Genomic DNA, 17639 nt, shown 5'->3' with positions numbered 1-17639 from the left:
TTTGTTAATCACTATTTATACTAGATTTTAAGTCCCGATTTTAAGTCGTGATTATTATCTAAGTTTAAGCTTCAATTTGTTCGATTTCTACAACTTCGGAAGCTCTTAAAGGTTCTGAAGTAAACGTTCTACGCATCCACATTTTTAGCTTTATACTTAAAAAGAACAAAATAGGTACTACAATCAGCGTTAGGAAAGTTGCCACAAATAAACCATAAATAACAGTCCAAGCTAATGGTCCCCAAAATACCACGTTATCTCCACCCATATATATGTTTGGATCAAAATCTGCAAACAACGTAAAGAAGTTGATGTTTAAACCAATAGCTAAAGGTATTAACCCTAAAATAGTTGTAATTGCAGTTAATAACACAGGTCTTAAACGGGCTTTACCAGCTCTAACGATACTTTCAAAAAGATCTTCAGTGGTTAAATAATCGGATTCCTCTAAGTCCAATTCATTTTTCTTTCTATCAATCAGTAATTGCGCGTAGTCTAAAAGGACCACACCGTTATTTACTACAATTCCGGCTAACGATATAATACCAACCATAGTCATCATAATAACAAAAGCACTTCCGGAAATTACGATACCACCAAAGACACCAATAAAACTCAAGAAAATCGCAATCATAATAATGGTTGGTTTAGAGATAGAGTTAAATTGAAATATTAGTATGAAGAAAATTAAACCGAGTCCAGTGAAAAAGGCACCAACTAAAAAGGCCATTTGTTTATTTTGCTCTTCAATCTGACCTGTATAATCAATATGAATATCATCAGCTAAGCCTTCATAGCTTCTCATTTCATTTTGAATCTGGGTTACAATGGCGCCAGCATCCGTATAACCTGGTGATAAAGCCGAATAAACGGTAACAACACGCTTGGTATCCTTATGCTTAATGGCGCTAAAACCAGAGTTGTTTTTCTGTTTCGCAACTGTAGATAATGGAATTTCCTTTATCTGACCCGTATTATCTCTAAACGTAATATTCTGATTAAAAAGGGCACTTTTATCATAACGATTGGCTTCGTTAAAACGGACATAGATATCAAAATCGTCTCCGTCTTCTTTGTAGATCCCTGCTTTTGAACCAAAGATAGAATTACGTAATTGATCTCCAATCTGTTTTGCGGTAACCCCTAATTCGCCTGCTTTTTTTCTGTCAATTTCAACCAACATGGTAGGTTTGTCTTTATTAACATCTATTTTAAGCTCGTCAATTCCTGCTATATTTTTAGAGTTAATAAAAGTTCGCATTTGCTCTGCAGTCGCAATTAATTCGTTATAGTCGTTACCGTCTATTTCAATATTAATTGGGGAACCTGCAGGTGGTCCGTTGGCATCTTTTTCAACAGAAATTAATACACCAGGGAAAATACCAACTAAAGCTTCTTGTACTTTTTGACGTAAAAGCTCACTGTCTTCTCCTTTTCTAAATTTGTATTCGCGCATAGATGCTGTGATCTTAGCTTTATGTGGCATTTCAGCACCAGATCCCATATCTGTCTGTGGGTTTCCGGCTCCTTCACCAACTTGAGAAACAGCACTTTCTACTAGAAAGTTTCTGTCGCCATCCATGTATTGGTCTGCATTAATAACTGCATCCACACGTTTTTCTATTTGTGCGGTAATGGCGTTGGTTTTTTCAATGGCTGTACCTTGTGGATATTCTATATAGACAATAATTTGGTTGGGTTTATTATCTGGGAAGAATTCTACTTTTGTACGTTGCGTAGATAATGAAATTCCAAAAGCTATGAACGCAGCTATTAACAATAGAAACGTTCCAATACTTAAAATGTAAGGTTGCTTTTTAGACAATGCATTTCGTAAACGACGCTCATACCAATTTTCTAATCTTACTAAGGCTTTGTTCTGAAAACTATTTGCCCAACCTCTGATGAAAAATCGATAAGCCCAAAGCATAATCGCTGTAAAAATCATAATGGTTCCTAAACCACGATATGTACCACCAAAAATTAAAATAAGGACTCCAATCACGGCTACAATAACTGTAGTTCTAATAATTTGATTTAAAGGCATGTCTTTATCCTCAGTAGTCATATAACGAGATACTAACACGGAATTAAAAAATATAGCAACAACTAAAGAAGATCCTAAGACGATGGATAGGGTAATTGGTAAAATCTTCATGAATTCTCCCATGATACCAGGCCAAAGTCCTAAAGGTACAAAGGCTGCAACTGTTGTTGCTGTAGAAATAATTATAGGATATGCAATTTCTCCAATTCCTTTTTTAGCCGCTTCAATACGGCCCATACCTTCGTCTTCCATTAAACGATAGACGTTCTCAACAACTACAATACCATTATCTACCAACATTCCAAGTCCCATAATAAGTCCAAAAAGTACCATAGTATTTAAACTATAGCCGATAAGACCTAAAATCATAAGCGACATAAACATAGACATTGGAATGGCGAAACCAACGAAGAGCGCATTCTTAAACCCTAAAAAGAACATTAAAACGGTAACTACTAAAATAACACCAAAAATGATGTTGTTTACCAAATCATCTACCTGCCCAATCGTTACCGGTGATTGATCGTTTGTAATGGTAACTTCTAAATCTTTTGGGAATACATTATCTATAGCATTCTGTACAATAACCTGTGTTTGTTCTGCAGCAGCAACCATGTTTTTACCAGCACGCTTTTTAACGTCTAACATTACTACTGGTTTTTCAGATTTTCTTGCGAATGTGGTTTTATCTTCTTCATGAAATGAAACAGTGGCCACATCTTTTAAATAGATAGGACTGCCATTGTCTGATTTTACAACGAAGTTTTCAAGTTCTGACGGTTTTTCAATTTCTCCAATAATTCGTATGGTACGTCGTTGTCCGCTGGCTTTTAAGTTACCTGCAGATTGTGTGATATTTCCATTTCCAATAGCACCAAGAATATCATTAAACGTTACTTTGGCCGCCATCATTTTGTAGATGTCCACCGCTACTTCAACTTCTTTCTCTTGAGCACCACGGATATCTGCCTTTTTTATTTCTTGTAAATCTTCTATTTCATCTTGAAGATATTCGGCAAAATCCTTTAATTTTTCAATAGGATAATCACCAGAAATATTAATGTTAAGAATTGGCATTTCTTCCGAAAGACTTAATTCAAAAACATCAGGTTCTACTTTTGCTCCGTTAAATGTTGGCCAATCTTCGCCAGCTGTTTCCGAATCAATTTCATCTTTTACTTTCTGTTTGGCCTGTTCTACAGTAATGTTCTCATCAAATTCTATGACCACCATAGAATAATCTTCTTGTGATGTTGAGGTAATTTCTACAACATTACTAACCGTCTTTAGCTTGTCTTCTACAGGATCTGTAATTAACTTTTCAATATCCTCAGCAGTGTTTCCTGGATAAATGGTACTAACGTAAATTTTAGTTTCATTAACCTCAGGGAATGCTTCTCTTGGCATGTCGAAAAAAGCTGAAATTCCCAAATAGAAAAATACAGCAATAAGCACATACATTGTGGTTTTATTGTTAATTGCCCACGATGACCAACCAAATTCCTTTTCGGTATTTTTTTATTTTCAGTCATTAGTTTTTAGTTTCATAATTAATAACTTCAACAGATTGTCCATCTCGTACGCTACGTGCACCTTCTTTAATAATTTCAGATCCATCTTCAAGACCTTTTAAGACTTCAATAATATCATCTTGAGTTTTTCCTGTTTCAATAATCACACGTTTTGCGGTACCAATACCTTTTGCATTTTTATCCGTAACAACATATACATATTGTTCTCCTTCTGAATTTTCTGAAACGACACTTTGTGGAATTAATAAGGCCTTTTCACTGGTGTAATCATTAATTTTTAAACGCGCAGATAAATTTGGTTTAATAGATTTGTCGTTGTTAGGAATGCCAACTTCAACCTTAAAAGTTCGGTTAGCAGGATTTATAAAATCACCAGCTTGACGAATATTTGTTTCTATTGTTTTTCCTAAAACAGGAATATTAACACTTACACTTTTTCCTTTTGTAACGTCTGAAACATAACGTTCTGGTACTTCAGTTTCAATATACATATTGTCTAAATTCACAATACGCATTAATGGAGATTGGCCTGCAGCAACAACACTTCCTTGCTCCGTAATAATATCGTCAATAGTACCAGAAAAAGGCGCTGTAACATTTGTTTTAGCAATTTGTTGGTTTAATTGGTTTACGGCTTCTTGTTGCGATTCGTAAGTAGATTTTGATTGCAAAAATTGAATTTCACTTCCAATATTCTGTTCCCAAAGTCGCTGTTGACGCTCGTAAGTTGTTCTTGCTAATTCTGCTTGAATTTTTAATTGTGCCAATTGTTGACTTAAACCACCATCGTCAATCTTTGCTAAAATTTGTCCTTTATTTACTTTCTGACCTTCCTTTACATAGACTCTAGTTAAAATACCATTGTATTCTGGTGTAATGGTTAAAAGGTCTTTAGTGGTGACGTTTCCTTGTAATTCTAAAACATGGTTAAAAACTTCAGCTTGGGCTTTAAAGGTTGTAATTAAAGGGACATGCTTTGTGGTATCTAACGTTTTTATTCTCTCATCCAAAAGTTTAATTTCATCGTTGATGGCTTCTTGTTCAGCAACAAGTTGACCTCTTTTTGTTCTTATAGTTTCAAGATTATCACTTTTAATAACTTGTTCTACAGAATTTTTCTTTTCGCCAGAACACGAAATCGATACGATTGCAACGATTAATAGTGGATATATGTATTTCATTTTATTGGTGATTTTTAATTATTGATTGGTGTGTTTAGAACGGTTTCTAAAGCGGCTTTAGAGTTTATAACATCTAACATCGCTTGAAGTAATTCTTGTTGTGCTGTGTATAATTGTGTTTGGGCTTGTCTCAACTCAAAACTAGAGCCAATGCCTTCAAAAAATTTGGTTTGGTTTTAGTTTCAATACGTTCTGCTAAACCTAAATTCTCTTTTTTGTTGGCATAATCTTCAATAGCGAATTGGTAATCACTCTTTGCTGATTCAATCTGAAGTTTAATGCGTTGTTCGGTTTCGGTTAATTCTGTTTGTGCTTTTTCAAGGTTGATTGCTGCACGTTGTGTTGAGGCACTTCGCATTCCTGAACTAAAAATGGGAATATCTAAACTAATACCAAATAATGAAGACCCAAACCAAGGTTGACTTTTTTTGGTAAATGAAAAGTCTTCATTGTAGCCAGAATAACCACCATTAATAAATGCATTAAGGGTTGGTAAAGCTTTGCTTTTTTCTAATTTAACCATTAGCTCTTTTGCTTTTGTGTCATTTAAGGCAATTAAATAATCAATCGTGCTTTCCGGATTATTTTCTGTATCTAAATCTGCTAACGAGATGTTTTGGTCAGTTAATGTTTCTAGATTATCCGTTAATACCATAGTATTTTGAACATCTAATCCTAAATTAATATTTAGCATCTGATAGGCCAACTTTTTTAGTCTTTCAACATTATTCAAGTTACTTTTTACGCCAGAGAGGGTGATTTGTAGTTGTTCAACACTTTCTTCTTCTCCCAATCCATTTTCGTAAATTTTCTGTGTTTCGAAAAGATTTTTTTCCAAGACATCAATATTTCTTTCAAAAATTTTGATGCTTTCTTCTGCCAAGAGTACATTTCCGTAAGCTTCAATAACCGCTTTTCTGACTTCTAAATCGGTCTTTATTTTAGCATTTTTAGATATTTCTAAAAAGACTTTGGCAGATTGTAGACCCACAATATAAGACCCATCAAATATTTTTTGATTTAAGGTTGCAAAAGCCGTGATACTTTGTTTAGTACCAAACATAACTTCTGCAAATTCTCCGGATTGACCACCAAAAAATTCGGCAGGAATTAATTGCACCTGCTGCTTTAAATTGTTCTGATAATCTATACTTGCACTTACTTGAGGTAAACCAGTTGCTGTAGTTTCCCATTTCTGTTGTTTTGCAGCTTCAATATCTCGTGAAGCATTAATGGCAGATCTATTGTTTTCCAAAGCATAATCTATAGCTTCTTGAAGCGAAAGACTTGTGGGTTGTTCTTGCGAATACCCGATTTGGAAGATGATAAATCCTATCAGTAATGTTAGTGATTTTTTCATTAGTTATTTTGGTTGATTTGTATTTGTATTAATGTTTCTAGTCCTTTGGCTGAACAAATAGCTCTTAAATGGTATTCTATATAATTTTCCATTAGGTTTTGCATTGCATAAGTTTCGTGTGGAAAAATATCTTGATCCTTTAAAGAAATCATACCGTTGAAATAGAATCGTGCTATAAAATCAATATCTATACTGTCTCTATAAAATTCTTGGGTTACACCACGTTCTAAATTACGGGTTACACAGCCAAGCATTTTTTCGAATTGCTTTCTTTTTAGTGAAGCATAAATTTTAGGATAGTATTTTTGAAGCTGATATTGAGGTGACGATTTTTCGTCTTTTAGGTTAAGCATTACAAACCGCTTAATCTCATATATTTCTTCTATTGGGTTTTTGTCTAGCTCACAGATGCAATCAATACCATGTGAAATACAGTTAAAAACATGCATTGCAGTAGCTTCAACTAATTTTGTTTTATTCTGAAAATGTTGATAAATCGTTTTTTTAGAAATCCCCATTTCATTAGCAATATCGTCCATGGTTACGCTCTTAAATCCTAAGTTTAAGAACAAATCCGTAGATTTTAATATTATTTTATCCTTCATCATCGTGTTCCGGTTAGGCGGAAGACCTTTTTTAATTATGGAGCAAATTTACAATAGGAAACTTTAAAAACCAAAAAAGTTTCCGAAGTTTTAATGATTTTTTAACACAGCTAACATTAGCTTAAAATATGTTTAATGCATTATTTTTGTCAAATGCAACATATAGAACAGTATCAAAAGCCTTTTCTAAAATATTTAGAAGGTTTTGCAGTAGATAAAGAGCCTGGAAATTTATATAATCCTATAAACTATATTCTTCAGTTAGGAGGCAAACGCTTACGCCCAATTTTGACTTTAATGACAGCTGAAATTTTTGGAGGAAATGCCGATAAAGCTATGGACGCAGCATTGTCAATTGAGGTTTTTCATAATTTTTCGTTAGTACACGATGATATTATGGATGATGCACCTTTACGACGAGGAGAACAAACCGTTCATGAAAAATGGAATTTAAATACCGGAATTCTCTCAGGAGACGCTATGCTAATTATGGCGTATCAATTATTTGAAAATTATGAACCACAAATATTCCAAGCACTAGCGAAATTATTTAGCAAAACGGCTTTAGAGGTTTGTGAAGGACAACAATATGATATTGATTTTGAAACACGTGATGATGTTATAATTTCTGAATATTTAAAAATGATTGAATACAAAACAGCTGTTTTGGTTGGTGCAGCTATGAAAATGGGAGCTATTGTTGCTAATGCTTCTATTGAAGATCAGAATTCTATTTATGAGTTTGGTCGACTTTTAGGCATCGCATTTCAGTTGCAAGACGATTATTTAGATGCTTTTGGAAATCCTGAAACCTTCGGAAAACAAGTCGGTGGAGATATTATTGAAAACAAAAAAACGTATTTATACCTGAAAACGATGGAGTTAGGGTCTGAAGATGACACCTTAAATTTAAAGACTTTTATGTCTAATTTAGAGCTTCCTAACAGTAATAAAGTTGAAAAAGTAAAAGCGTTATTCAATACATCTGGTGCCGCAGATGCTACTCAAAATGCTGTTAAGGATTATACCAATAAGGCTTTTGAAGTCTTAGAAGCTTTAAATATCTCAAATGATAAAAAGCAATCACTTAGGGTATTTGGAGAACAATTAATGAATAGACGTGTTTAATTTCTAATGAGTTTACCATCAAATTTTGAGGATTTAATTGTTGAGGCTGAACAGTTACAACTGTATAAGAAACTTATTATTCAACTTAATAAAGATTTGTTATATGCTAATATCGATTTAGAGTTAGATAAAGAAACCTTGCCTATAAGTTTAAAATTAGTGCTTCAAGAAACCGTTTATGATCTGATAAACTCTAAATTTTCAGACTACTTAAACCTACTTTATATTATCGATGTTTCTGAGGTTAAAATCAGAAACCTCGATGGCAGTGATGCGTTACGATTATCTGAAGACGTGACCTTTATGATTCTACAACGCGAATGGCAAAAGGTTTGGTATAAGGCGAAATATTCTTAAAGACTGTGATTTTATAAAAGATAAAAGACCGTTGTGCTGCTAGAATCTAGAATAAAGACTAAAATTATAGCTTAACAGAAAAAGAAAATTGAATTTATTGTTCATTTGTTATACTTCATAATTACTATAAGAATAAGGTGTATTAACTTTAAAGCTATGAAGAGCTAATTGATCCCAATCTTTAAACGAATACCTAATATTTTAATCAGTTATTAATATCTGAAATAATTTATATAGGATAAATTTGTCTTATTTAAAAAACAATTGTATTTTTGTGTTATAAAACAATATAAAAGATGTTTTCTAAAGCTTGTGAATACGGAATAAAAGCCGCAATTTTTATTGCTGTTAATTCTTCAGAACATAGACGTGTAAGTCCAAAGGAAATTTCAGAAGAGATTGATTCTCCTCAGGCGTTTACTGCTAAAATTTTACAAGCCTTAGTTAGAAATGACATTGTGCAATCTGTTAGAGGTGCTCATGGTGGTTTTGAAATTGAAAAAGATAAAATTGCCACAACCAAACTCTCTCAAATTGTTTTTGCTATTGATGGTGATAATATCTATAAAGGCTGTGGATTAGGTTTGCATACCTGCGATGAAAATCATCCTTGCCCTGTACATGATAAATTTAAAGTCGTTAGAGAAGAACTAAGAGAAATGCTAGAAAACACAACTTTAGAGCAATTAGCTTTAGATATCAAATCTGGAGTCTCATTTTTAAAGATCTAAAAAAAATTTGAATATAAATAGGATAAATTTATCCGAAATAAAAATATAATATGGAAACACTTCGAGAAAATACCCAAAAAGAAATAGGACAATATGTTGCTGACGATTTTAGAACAGCTGCGATTTTTTCTAAATACAAAATAGATTTTTGTTGCAATGGTAATAGAACAGTAGAAGAGGCTTGCGATAAAAAAGGCATTGATAGCAATCAGCTAATGGATGAAATTAATCAGGTTTTAAATTCTAAAGGAGCTGAAACTATAGATTACAAATCTTGGCCTTTAGATTTATTGGCTGAGTATATTGAAAAGAAACACCACAGATATGTAGAAGAAAAAATCCCCGTGCTACGTCAGTTTTTAGATAAATTGTGCCGTGTGCATGGAGAGCGTCATCCAGAATTGTTTAAAATCAATGAATTATTTACAGCTTCTGCAGGCGAATTAACATCGCATATGAAGAAAGAAGAACTCATACTTTTTCCTTTTGTAAAAAGAATGGTGAATGCTAGACTAAAAAGTGAAGCCATTCAATCACCACAATTCGGTACAGTAGAAAACCCAATTGCGATGATGATGGAAGAGCATGATACCGAAGGTGAGCGTTTTAGAGAAATTGATGAACTTACTAATAATTACACTCCACCTGCAGATGCTTGTAACACCTATAAAGTTACGTTTGCGATGTTAGATGAATTTGAAAAAGATCTGCATTTACACATTCATTTAGAGAATAATATTTTATTTCCTGAAGCTATAAAATTAGAACAACAGTTGAGTTAATAGTCATCCCTAATACGTTTTTAAACTAGAAAAATCCTAAGATGTTATTCCCTTGCATTTTGGGATTTTCTTCTTATTAATCTGTATCTTACTAAATCGTAATCTTAACAATGCCAAAAAAATTAGTCGTCATATGTTTAATTAATTTTCTAATTGCTGCGGTAATGGGTTTGGCATTACGCTTTTCATTTTTAGAGTCCATTGGATTAAATTATAGATTTTTAACGCATGCACATTCTCATGTAGCCATGTTGGGTTGGGTTTACTTAATGTTATTCACGCTATGTGTTCATTATTTTATTCCTAATGAGCCAAAGATTTTTAATCGCTTATTTTGGCTCACAGAATTTGCTGTTGTTGGTATGATGGTTAGTTTTCCGATACAAGGTTATGCAGCAATGTCTATAGCATTTTCAACATTACACATATTTTGTAGTTATTACTTTGTGTATCTCATTTGGAAACACCTTAAAACAGATTCTACCGTAACCGAAAAGTTATTAAAATCGTCTCTCCTATTTATGATGATTTCTACCATTGGTGTTTGGTGTTTAGGACCAGCAGTTTCTATCCTTGGGACAACTTCGGCATTTTATCAAATTGCTATTCAGTTCTTTTTGCATTTTCAGTTTAATGGCTGGTTTTTAATTGCTGTTATTACGGTCTTTTTTCATCTATTAAAAGTTGAAAACTCTAAATTATTCCGGCAGTTTTTTAAGTTATTAATAGCGTCTACAGTACTAACATTTGCATTGCCAATTCAATGGTTTGCGCCTCATATTAGTTTGCCTTGGATTAATGGTGTAGGTGTGGTACTTCAAGTTGTTGCGCTTTATAAATTCCTTCAACTTATAAAACTGAATCAACATTTAGTGTTTAAGCAAGAATATAAACTTGTAGTTTACATGTATAGTTTTGCGTTGGTTTGTTTTATCTTAAAAGTATTATTTCAAGCAGTATCCATTTTACCAGAGTTCTCTACAGTAGTTTACAATCATCGTAATTTTGTCATCGGGTTTATTCACTTACTCATGTTGGGTGTGGTTTCTGGCTTTTTATTTGCCTTTATTTTGAAAAGCAACTTACTAATTGATTCTAAAACTTTAAATTTTGGTATTTATAGTTTCCTATTGGGTTTTGTATTAACTGAAGTACTGCTGTTAAGTCAAGGTATTATGTTTTATTTCGGAACCGGAATTCTTCCTCATTATTATCTATTACTATTCTTATTTAGTATTCTTTTACCATTAGGTATCAGTGTGCTATTATTCACTATTATTAAACACAAAAATTATGCAACCAAAACCGCAAAAACGACATAAAGCACTTCAACCTTTAAGCAGAGAGCATCATCATGGTTTATTATTGTCTTGGAAAATTAGAGCCGGATTTAGTAAGAAAATCGACCCTAAACGCATTAGAGCCTATGCAGATTGGTTTTTTGAAAACCACTTAATTCCACATTTTGAAATAGAAGAAACCCACATTTTTTCCATTTTAAATACTGAAAACGAATTGGTAAAACGTGCATTAACCGAACACAGGCGTTTAAAGCGCTTGTTTGAAGATCGTGAAGACGACTTAAAAACTTTGAGTAAAATTGAAGAAGAATTAGAGCAACACATCCGATTTGAAGAACGCGTGTTGTTTCCCGAGATTCAGAAAGTAGCAACTGAAGCACAACTACGTCAAATTGAAATTATCCATCAACCTGAAAAATTTGAAGACAACGAAAGTGATGTGTTTTGGAAGTCGTAAATTCAATATATGATTTATGTCATTGCAGCTCTTAATAAGTTTCCGTAACTTTAAGTATAAGATTATGATCATGAAAAAGATACTCTTACTTACGGATTTCTCTAAGAATGCTACAAATGCTATTCGGTATGCAATGCAGTTTTTTGAGTCTGAAAAATGTACATTTTACATTTTGTATGTGCATAAAATAAGTGGTTATGTATCGGACGACTTATTAATGTCGCCAAAAGATTCTATTCACGATTCTATCACTAAAAAACCAAAGGAGAAACTCAATGCCTTAATCGAAAAACTGAAAAATGAGACTAAAACAAATGACTATCAGTTTGAGATATTAATAGATTTTGATGTATTTACCGATGCGATTAATCAAGTCGTTAAAAAATTTTCTATCGATTTTGTAATCATGGGGAGTAATGGCGTTTCTAATGTAAAAGAGGTTGTTTTTGGTAGTAATACGATTAATGTCATTGAGAAAGTAAATTGCAAAACTATAGTGATACCAAGTAATTATAGTTTTTCGCCCGTTAAACAATTTTTGGTGTCCCTAAATACAGAAGATAATTTAAATAATAGCTTACTAGAGCATATTATAGATTTTGTAAAAGATTTTAAATTAAAGCTTCACATCCTCAGAATTACTTCAGAAAATGATGCGTCTCACATTTCATTACAAGATAAGGAAAGAATTGCATTGTTAGATTCTAAATATCATTTAGTGGAAGGTGTGCCAATAGACCATGCTGTTTCAAGCTATCTTCAAACCAATACTATAGATATGACCGCTTTTATTACTCAGGATAAATCGTTTTTAAAACGCTTATTTAGTGCCTCTCCAGGCAAAGAATTAAAATCGAGAATGAAATTACCATTATTAGTACTACACAGTCATTAGGCAAGTGTTTAAAATAGATAAATTTAAAATTTAACGTTATGATTAAGTCCTTAAAAAAAGAAGAGTGTCAATTAATTTTGAGCCAAAATTACATAGGGCATTTAGCATATATTTATCAAAATAAACCTTTTGTAGTGCCTATTACATATTTTTATTCAGACAATAGAATTATTTGTTACTCAGGTGATGGACATAAAATTAATGCCATGCGTCAACATAATAAAGTAGCCATAGAAGTTGATGAAATAACTTCAATTACCAATTGGAGATCTGTTGTAGCTCATGGTCAATTTATAGAACTTGAACGCAGTAGTGCAAAAGCCATGTTACATGAGTTTTCCTTAGGAGTAAAAGATGTTATAATGCGAAAAGAGTTACGCGATTTAGATTTTATCAGCGAGTTTTCTGCCAAAATAGATTCTGAAGAAATTCCTACAATCTTTATTATAAATATAGAAGAACTTACAGGGAAATTAAGACATGACTAAATAAGATTTCTGAATCTTTGATACTTACATGGTGTAGTTTTAATAGGTTGTAAAATGTTTGAAATACGCTGCCGTTAACTTCTGTAGTTCTATTACGCTTTTGTTATGATCAGTAACATTTTGTGCTTCTTTTAAATTTGAAACTTCCTCTAATATTGGCAGCAATACGACATGAAGTTGGTCGTGAGCTTTACCTTTCATATCACAGCTTTTAATAATGTAGCTCGTTTGTTGCGATAGGGCATTTGCTATATCTAGACTATTACTCTCCACAATTACATTGTGCGTTTTTAAAATGGAATCTATTTTCTTCATTCCGTTGTCAGTCTCAATATTGGCCATCCATTTTTTACCATTATTTAGATGTAGTTTGTCAGTATCAGTTGTAGAAACCGTTTCAGTTTCTATAGTAGCTTCAGCAGGTTTTTTATGTTCTGATTTACAGCTTAGAATTAAAACAAAAAGTAGAAATGTGAGTGTTGTTTTCATGATAAAATAGCGCTTTAATTATTAAGTGTTGTTTTAAATAAACTTGGCCTAACCGTAATCATTAACCAAGCCCAATTGTTAGTGTTATCTTTGTTTCCTGCTTTTAAAACTTCCATCGTTTCTGTGGCAAATAACTGCGAATAACCCAAATTAAAACTGATATCTTTTGTCCATTTATAACCCAATACCAAATCTAATTCAGTGCCTAAAGCGTTGCTCATTTTTTTACCTGTTAGGTCTACAACAGTCGCTGCAGATGTAAACATATGAGGAGTTAGTTTTGCTGAAAACCGTTCTTTTTGATAATCTAATGAAGCATTAAGGTCTAATAATCCAACAGAATTAGAATGGTTGCCCACATAAAAATAATCCATTAGTCCATTAAATTTATGATTAGTGCCAAACCAAGGATTAAATGATTTTAATTTGTTTTCTGACGTGTTCATATCAGTTCCTGAAAGATATTCGGCGCCTATCCCAGTTTTAAATTCAGTGTTGATTTTATAATATGCATTAACCGCAATATTTAAAGCACTCAAATCTGTGTCTGCAATTTTTCCGATTTGAAAATAGATGGAAGCATCTGTATGCCATTTGTTTTTTTCAAAAGTAAACCGAGAACCTATAGTTTGGTTATAATCTACTTTCTGCTCGTCGTTTTCATTTATGTATGTTAAGCCGTTATTCAATAGTAAAACACTTAAGCCAACTTCTTTTAAGTTGGTATGATACCAGATATATTGAAAGGCTTTGTAATTATTAACGTAGTAATCTGTATCAAATACGGTTTCTTCATTTGCATTTAGAGCCAAACCAAAATCTAAGCGATTAGTTGTATTTGGTTGGTAGGTAGTAACTAAGGCATCATGGCTTCTGGCTTGTTGTGCCCAGCCTACATTTCCGAAAATCCTGTGGTCGTCGTAGCTGATTTCTTGTCGTCCTAATTTTATGGTTAATTTTGGATTGAATACTAATTCTGCCCAAGCTTCATGCAATGCAATTCCATTTTTATCTTCTAAAGACGTAGTACCAACATCTCCCCAAACTCTCACATTTTGAAACGACACAAAAGCATTTAATTTTTCACTTTCGTAGTTGAAATTTAATCGTGTACGTTGCGATATAAATGTTGCAGCATCTGTGTCATTTGGAATAAGCGTTTTATAACCCTGTCTGTATTCAAATCGTGGTCTTAATTCTGCCGAAATTTCAAATTCTTGAGCATAGGACGTCATTACAACTCCTAAGCAAAGAATTGTTAGTAGTGTTTTCATCTTTAATTTTTATTGGGTTAACTGAAGAATAGCGTCAATAGTTTCTTTATTATCAACACCTAAACCTTCTTGTTGGTGTTTTAACTCTCCTCCAGAATTAAACACACTAATAATATTAGAATGAGAAAAGTCTATAGGCGAAATCTCTTTATATTTTACAGATAGTACATTGGCAAATTCGCGAACTCCACCATCTGTACCTTGCAAGAATGTCCACTGTTCGCCGTCCATTTCATTTTCTATGGCGAATGCTTTTAGACGTTCGGGAGTATCAGTCTCAGGATCAATTGAGATGAGTGCAAATTGTACATTCTTAACATTTTTAGCAGGAATTTGAGCTTCAATATGTCGCATATCAGCTACCAATCTTGGACAAGCTGCTTTACAAGAGGTGTAAATCATTACCATGACCAAAGTTTTTCCTTTAAGGTCTTCAAGTTGAATTTCTTTACCTTCTTCAGTATGCCATTTACTCGTTAGGTTGAAAATAGATTCTTCTGAAATTTCGCCACTTTCAAGGTTTTTTGAAGCTGTTTCTACGTGTTTTAAATCCATTTTACAAATAGGACAACTACCAGCTTCATCATATGTTTTATCTTCTTCACATTGCATTGGGCATTGATACATAGCTAATGCAGTTTCAGATGTTTTTGCTGTATCCGATTTGCATGATGTTGCGACTATTAGCAATACGAATGCTGCGACTATTAATTTTAAATAGTTACTCACGGTATTTATATGGATTCCGTGTTCGTGATTTTTCTTTGAAAAGTTCATTTGTTTTCTTTTTTAATATCCTGTACACATCTAAAACCCAAATTTTTCATAGAGTATTTAGCTTTTAAACTTCCTCTAATGGCATAGCGCATAAATGCGGCATAGTTCATTAAATCTGTTGCGTTGATTGCTGCACTTCCACAGAATAGATTACTATCCTTATCTACATCTTTTCTTGATTCTCCGGTGATTAATACCGAATTAAAATCTAGAGTCCACTCCCAAACTAAACCGTGTAAATCGTAAACTCCCCAAGCATTTTTTGGTGTTTCGCCAATACGATTTTCTTTTGTTCTAGGGGCTTCATACCAGGCTAAAATTTGTGCGTTATAAGATGGTTTTACACGCGCATCTTTTGTGGTTTCGTCTGCCATGGCAGCATATTCCCATTCATCAATTGTGGGTAAACGCTTATTTTGACAATCGCAATAGGCTTTTGCTGCAAACCAGGATACATAATTAACCGGACTGTTAAGATCAATAGAATCTTTAGGTTCTAAATCAGTTTTCCAATTAGTTAAATAACTTTTATCTGCAAATAACGCTACGACTTTAGATTTTCTCCATTTTGGATTGTCTTTTAAAAACTGCTTATAATCTTCTGTAGATACAGGATAGATATCCATATTAAAATCGCTGACTTCAACTACTGTAGAATCTCTTCCGTATAAAGGAATATAGCGACTCCCTTCTATAAGAACCATGTCTTTAGTTTGCCCAAACATTAAAGATTGAACCACTAAACACACTATGAACACACTAAAGACTTTGGTTTTCATAATATTATTTCTTTTTAACGTCGTCAACCATTTTTTCGGTCACCACTTTTTTAGAATTTCCCCAACTGTTATAAACATAGGTTAATACGTTAGCCACATCATCTGAAGAAATCATCTGTTTGGTCATTACACTATTGTATTTGTTTCCGTTTACAGTAATCTCTCCACTTAATCCGTTTACGACAACTCCAATGGCACGATCTACATCTGCATTTAAATAATCTGATTTTGCTAATGGAGGAAATGCATTAGGAATACCTTGTCCTTCACTTTGGTGACAAGCAAAGCAGTTTTGCATATAGATTTGTTTTCCAAACTCCATTTGTTCTTCGAAAGATTTTGCAGGAATTTCAGATTCTACAATTTCATTAGTTGTCGGCATGTTTTGTATTCCTGGCCCTTCAGGTAAATAAATACCTTCTCTGATTTCACCAGAATAGATTTTCTTTTGTTCTTCACCTTCAACTTTAAGCATGCCTAAAGCGCCTTTATTAAAAGCTCTAAAAATAGAATGATCTACTAAAATAAATGTTCCAGGAACATCAACTCTAAACTCCACTATAGCTGCACCTCCTGCCGGAATTAGTGTGGTTTGTACGTTTTCGTTTATTAGGTCTCCACCTTCAACGTGTACTTTATCAAATATTTCACCGATCACATGAAAAGAAGAGACGAGGTTGGGACCACCATTACCAACATATAGTCTAACTGTTTCGCCTACTTTAGCTGTTAACGCATTGTCGCCTGTTAATGCTCCAACACTTCCGTTAAACACAACGTAATCAGCATTTTCGTCAACTGCTTTTTGCATATCAAAGGGTTGTAAGCCACGTTCACCATTTTTACCTTTGGTGTAAAAATCACCTTGCATAATGTAGTATTCTTTATCTACTTGTGGTAATCCTCCTTCTGGTTCAACAAGAATAAGACCATACATTCCGTTAGCAATATGCATTCCAACAGGTGCTGTTGCACAGTGGTAAACAAAGAGTCCTGGATTTAATGTTTTAAACGAAAATGTTTTTTCATGTCCTGGTGCTACAAAAGAAGACTCTGCTCCACCTCCTGGACCTGTAACGGCATGTAAATCTATATTGTGTGGTAATTTATTATCGGGATGATTGGATAACGTAAATTCGACTTCATCACCAACTCGTGTTCTAATAAAACTCCCAGGAACTGAACCACCGAAGGTCCAATAAACGTATTTTACTCCATCTGTTAATTCTCCTTCCTCTTCAAGGATCTCCATATTAACGATAAGTTTTTTTGGCTTTTCGTCTTCCAATGGGGGTTGGTACATTTGGTGGAGACGTAAGCTCTGCCATCATTTCTCTACTGACGGGAATTTCTGCAGTAGATGAATTTTGCTCTTTTTTTTCTGAGTTTCCACAGCTAAACATTAATAATGTTAGGCTAAAGATAATTGGTTTTAGCATTGTTTTCATTGGTTTGA

The 17639-nt window shown here is 33.3% G+C and carries 15 protein-coding genes and 2 pseudogenes; 8 read left to right on the top strand and 9 right to left on the bottom strand.

The window, feature by feature from the left end; translation table 11 throughout:
* Positions 1 to 64: 64 nt before the first annotated feature.
* The 4 genes and pseudogenes from ADIWIN_RS10505 to ADIWIN_RS10490 form a co-directional block, all read right to left on the bottom strand.
* Positions 65 to 3526: an efflux RND transporter permease subunit gene (locus ADIWIN_RS10505; protein ID WP_051155450.1), complete on the bottom strand. Its 3462-nt coding sequence runs from the start codon at positions 3524 to 3526 to the stop codon at positions 65 to 67.
* Positions 3527 to 3578: 52 nt separating this feature from the next.
* The gene (locus tag ADIWIN_RS10500; RefSeq protein ID WP_020894762.1) at positions 3579 to 4760 is read right to left on the bottom strand and encodes an efflux RND transporter periplasmic adaptor subunit; all 1182 of its coding nucleotides are present in this window, start codon (positions 4758 to 4760) and stop codon (positions 3579 to 3581) included.
* A 14-nt stretch (positions 4761 to 4774) separates the two neighbouring features.
* A pseudogene (locus ADIWIN_RS10495) lies at positions 4775 to 6120 on the bottom strand (TolC family protein).
* Positions 6120 to 6725 carry a TetR/AcrR family transcriptional regulator gene (locus tag ADIWIN_RS10490; protein WP_040756964.1) on the bottom strand — a complete coding sequence of 202 codons (606 nt, stop codon included), beginning with the start codon at positions 6723 to 6725 and terminating at the stop codon, positions 6120 to 6122. Before ADIWIN_RS10490 ends, ADIWIN_RS10495 begins: the two are co-directional and overlap by 1 nt.
* Before the next feature lie 153 nt (positions 6726 to 6878).
* Between ADIWIN_RS10490 and ADIWIN_RS10485 the strand changes: the two genes are divergently transcribed.
* The 8 genes from ADIWIN_RS10485 to ADIWIN_RS10450 all read left to right on the top strand — a co-directional run bounded on the left by ADIWIN_RS10485 (position 6879) and on the right by ADIWIN_RS10450 (position 12864).
* Entirely contained in the window at positions 6879 to 7853 is a 975-nt protein-coding gene (locus ADIWIN_RS10485; protein WP_040756962.1) for a polyprenyl synthetase family protein, read from the top strand.
* Between the two features lie 6 nt (positions 7854 to 7859).
* Positions 7860 to 8210 (top strand): hypothetical protein, encoded by a 351-nt coding sequence (locus tag ADIWIN_RS10480; protein WP_020894756.1) that lies wholly within the window; start codon positions 7860 to 7862, stop codon positions 8208 to 8210.
* Between the two features lie 296 nt (positions 8211 to 8506).
* Entirely contained in the window at positions 8507 to 8941 is a 435-nt protein-coding gene (locus tag ADIWIN_RS10475; RefSeq protein WP_020894755.1) for an RrF2 family transcriptional regulator, read from the top strand.
* A gap of 50 nt (positions 8942 to 8991) precedes the next feature.
* Positions 8992 to 9723 carry an iron-sulfur cluster repair di-iron protein gene (gene ric / locus ADIWIN_RS10470; RefSeq protein ID WP_020894754.1) on the top strand — a complete coding sequence of 244 codons (732 nt, stop codon included), beginning with the start codon at positions 8992 to 8994 and terminating at the stop codon, positions 9721 to 9723.
* Between the two features lie 110 nt (positions 9724 to 9833).
* Positions 9834 to 11045, top strand: a complete 1212-nt coding sequence (locus tag ADIWIN_RS10465) for a hypothetical protein (RefSeq protein WP_020894753.1) — start codon at positions 9834 to 9836, stop codon at positions 11043 to 11045.
* A complete protein-coding gene (locus ADIWIN_RS10460) occupies positions 11017 to 11481 on the top strand; it encodes a hemerythrin domain-containing protein (protein WP_020894752.1) in 465 nt (154 codons plus the stop codon). Before ADIWIN_RS10465 ends, ADIWIN_RS10460 begins: the two co-directional genes overlap by 29 nt.
* A gap of 70 nt (positions 11482 to 11551) precedes the next feature.
* Positions 11552 to 12376, top strand: a complete 825-nt coding sequence (locus tag ADIWIN_RS10455) for a universal stress protein (RefSeq protein WP_051155449.1) — start codon at positions 11552 to 11554, stop codon at positions 12374 to 12376.
* Positions 12377 to 12414: 38 nt separating this feature from the next.
* Entirely contained in the window at positions 12415 to 12864 is a 450-nt protein-coding gene (locus ADIWIN_RS10450; RefSeq protein ID WP_020894750.1) for a pyridoxamine 5'-phosphate oxidase family protein, read from the top strand.
* Positions 12865 to 12903: 39 nt separating this feature from the next.
* Here the strand turns inward: ADIWIN_RS10450 and ADIWIN_RS10445 are convergent, their stop codons facing one another.
* The 5 genes and pseudogenes from ADIWIN_RS10445 to nirK form a co-directional block, all read right to left on the bottom strand.
* Positions 12904 to 13353 (bottom strand): hypothetical protein, encoded by a 450-nt coding sequence (locus ADIWIN_RS10445; RefSeq protein WP_020894749.1) that lies wholly within the window; start codon positions 13351 to 13353, stop codon positions 12904 to 12906.
* A 14-nt stretch (positions 13354 to 13367) separates the two neighbouring features.
* Entirely contained in the window at positions 13368 to 14627 is a 1260-nt protein-coding gene (locus ADIWIN_RS10440) for an alginate export family protein (protein WP_020894748.1), read from the bottom strand.
* A 9-nt stretch (positions 14628 to 14636) separates the two neighbouring features.
* A complete protein-coding gene (locus ADIWIN_RS10435) occupies positions 14637 to 15239 on the bottom strand; it encodes an SCO family protein (RefSeq protein WP_040756977.1) in 603 nt (200 codons plus the stop codon).
* 161 nt (positions 15240 to 15400) lie between these two features.
* Positions 15401 to 16183, bottom strand: coding sequence for a formylglycine-generating enzyme family protein (locus ADIWIN_RS10430; protein ID WP_040756975.1), 783 nt, complete (start codon positions 16181 to 16183; stop codon positions 15401 to 15403).
* A gap of 4 nt (positions 16184 to 16187) precedes the next feature.
* Positions 16188 to 17586 (bottom strand): annotated as a pseudogene (gene nirK, locus ADIWIN_RS10425) (copper-containing nitrite reductase).
* Between the last annotated feature and the right edge of the window lie 53 nt (positions 17587 to 17639).

Source organism: Winogradskyella psychrotolerans RS-3 (assembly GCF_000427335.1).
GTDB classification, from domain to species: Bacteria; Bacteroidota; Bacteroidia; order Flavobacteriales; family Flavobacteriaceae; genus Winogradskyella; species Winogradskyella psychrotolerans.
Note: the sequence above shows the minus strand (reverse complement) of the source record. Positions and strands in the feature narration are given on the sequence as shown.

Bases quoted from the DNA above. Each gene is read 5' to 3' on its own strand.
- ADIWIN_RS10440 (WP_020894748.1), bottom strand. From the start codon at position 14,627: ATGAAAACACTACTAACAATTCTTTGCTTAGGAGTTGTAATGACGTCC.
- ADIWIN_RS10500 (WP_020894762.1), bottom strand. From the start codon at position 4,760: ATGAAATACATATATCCACTATTAATCGTTGCAATCGTATCGATTTCG.
- ADIWIN_RS10445 (WP_020894749.1), bottom strand. From the start codon at position 13,353: ATGAAAACAACACTCACATTTCTACTTTTTGTTTTAATTCTAAGCTGT.
- ADIWIN_RS10475 (WP_020894755.1), top strand. From the start codon at position 8,507: ATGTTTTCTAAAGCTTGTGAATACGGAATAAAAGCCGCAATTTTTATT.
- ADIWIN_RS10435 (WP_040756977.1), bottom strand. From the start codon at position 15,239: ATGCAATGTGAAGAAGATAAAACATATGATGAAGCTGGTAGTTGTCCT.
- ADIWIN_RS10450 (WP_020894750.1), top strand. From the start codon at position 12,415: ATGATTAAGTCCTTAAAAAAAGAAGAGTGTCAATTAATTTTGAGCCAA.
- ADIWIN_RS10460 (WP_020894752.1), top strand. From the start codon at position 11,017: ATGCAACCAAAACCGCAAAAACGACATAAAGCACTTCAACCTTTAAGC.
- ADIWIN_RS10480 (WP_020894756.1), top strand. From the start codon at position 7,860: ATGAGTTTACCATCAAATTTTGAGGATTTAATTGTTGAGGCTGAACAG.
- ADIWIN_RS10485 (WP_040756962.1), top strand. From the start codon at position 6,879: ATGCAACATATAGAACAGTATCAAAAGCCTTTTCTAAAATATTTAGAA.
- ric (WP_020894754.1), top strand. From the start codon at position 8,992: ATGGAAACACTTCGAGAAAATACCCAAAAAGAAATAGGACAATATGTT.
- ADIWIN_RS10465 (WP_020894753.1), top strand. From the start codon at position 9,834: ATGCCAAAAAAATTAGTCGTCATATGTTTAATTAATTTTCTAATTGCT.
- ADIWIN_RS10455 (WP_051155449.1), top strand. From the start codon at position 11,552: ATGAAAAAGATACTCTTACTTACGGATTTCTCTAAGAATGCTACAAAT.
- ADIWIN_RS10430 (WP_040756975.1), bottom strand. From the start codon at position 16,183: ATGAAAACCAAAGTCTTTAGTGTGTTCATAGTGTGTTTAGTGGTTCAA.
- ADIWIN_RS10490 (WP_040756964.1), bottom strand. From the start codon at position 6,725: ATGAAGGATAAAATAATATTAAAATCTACGGATTTGTTCTTAAACTTA.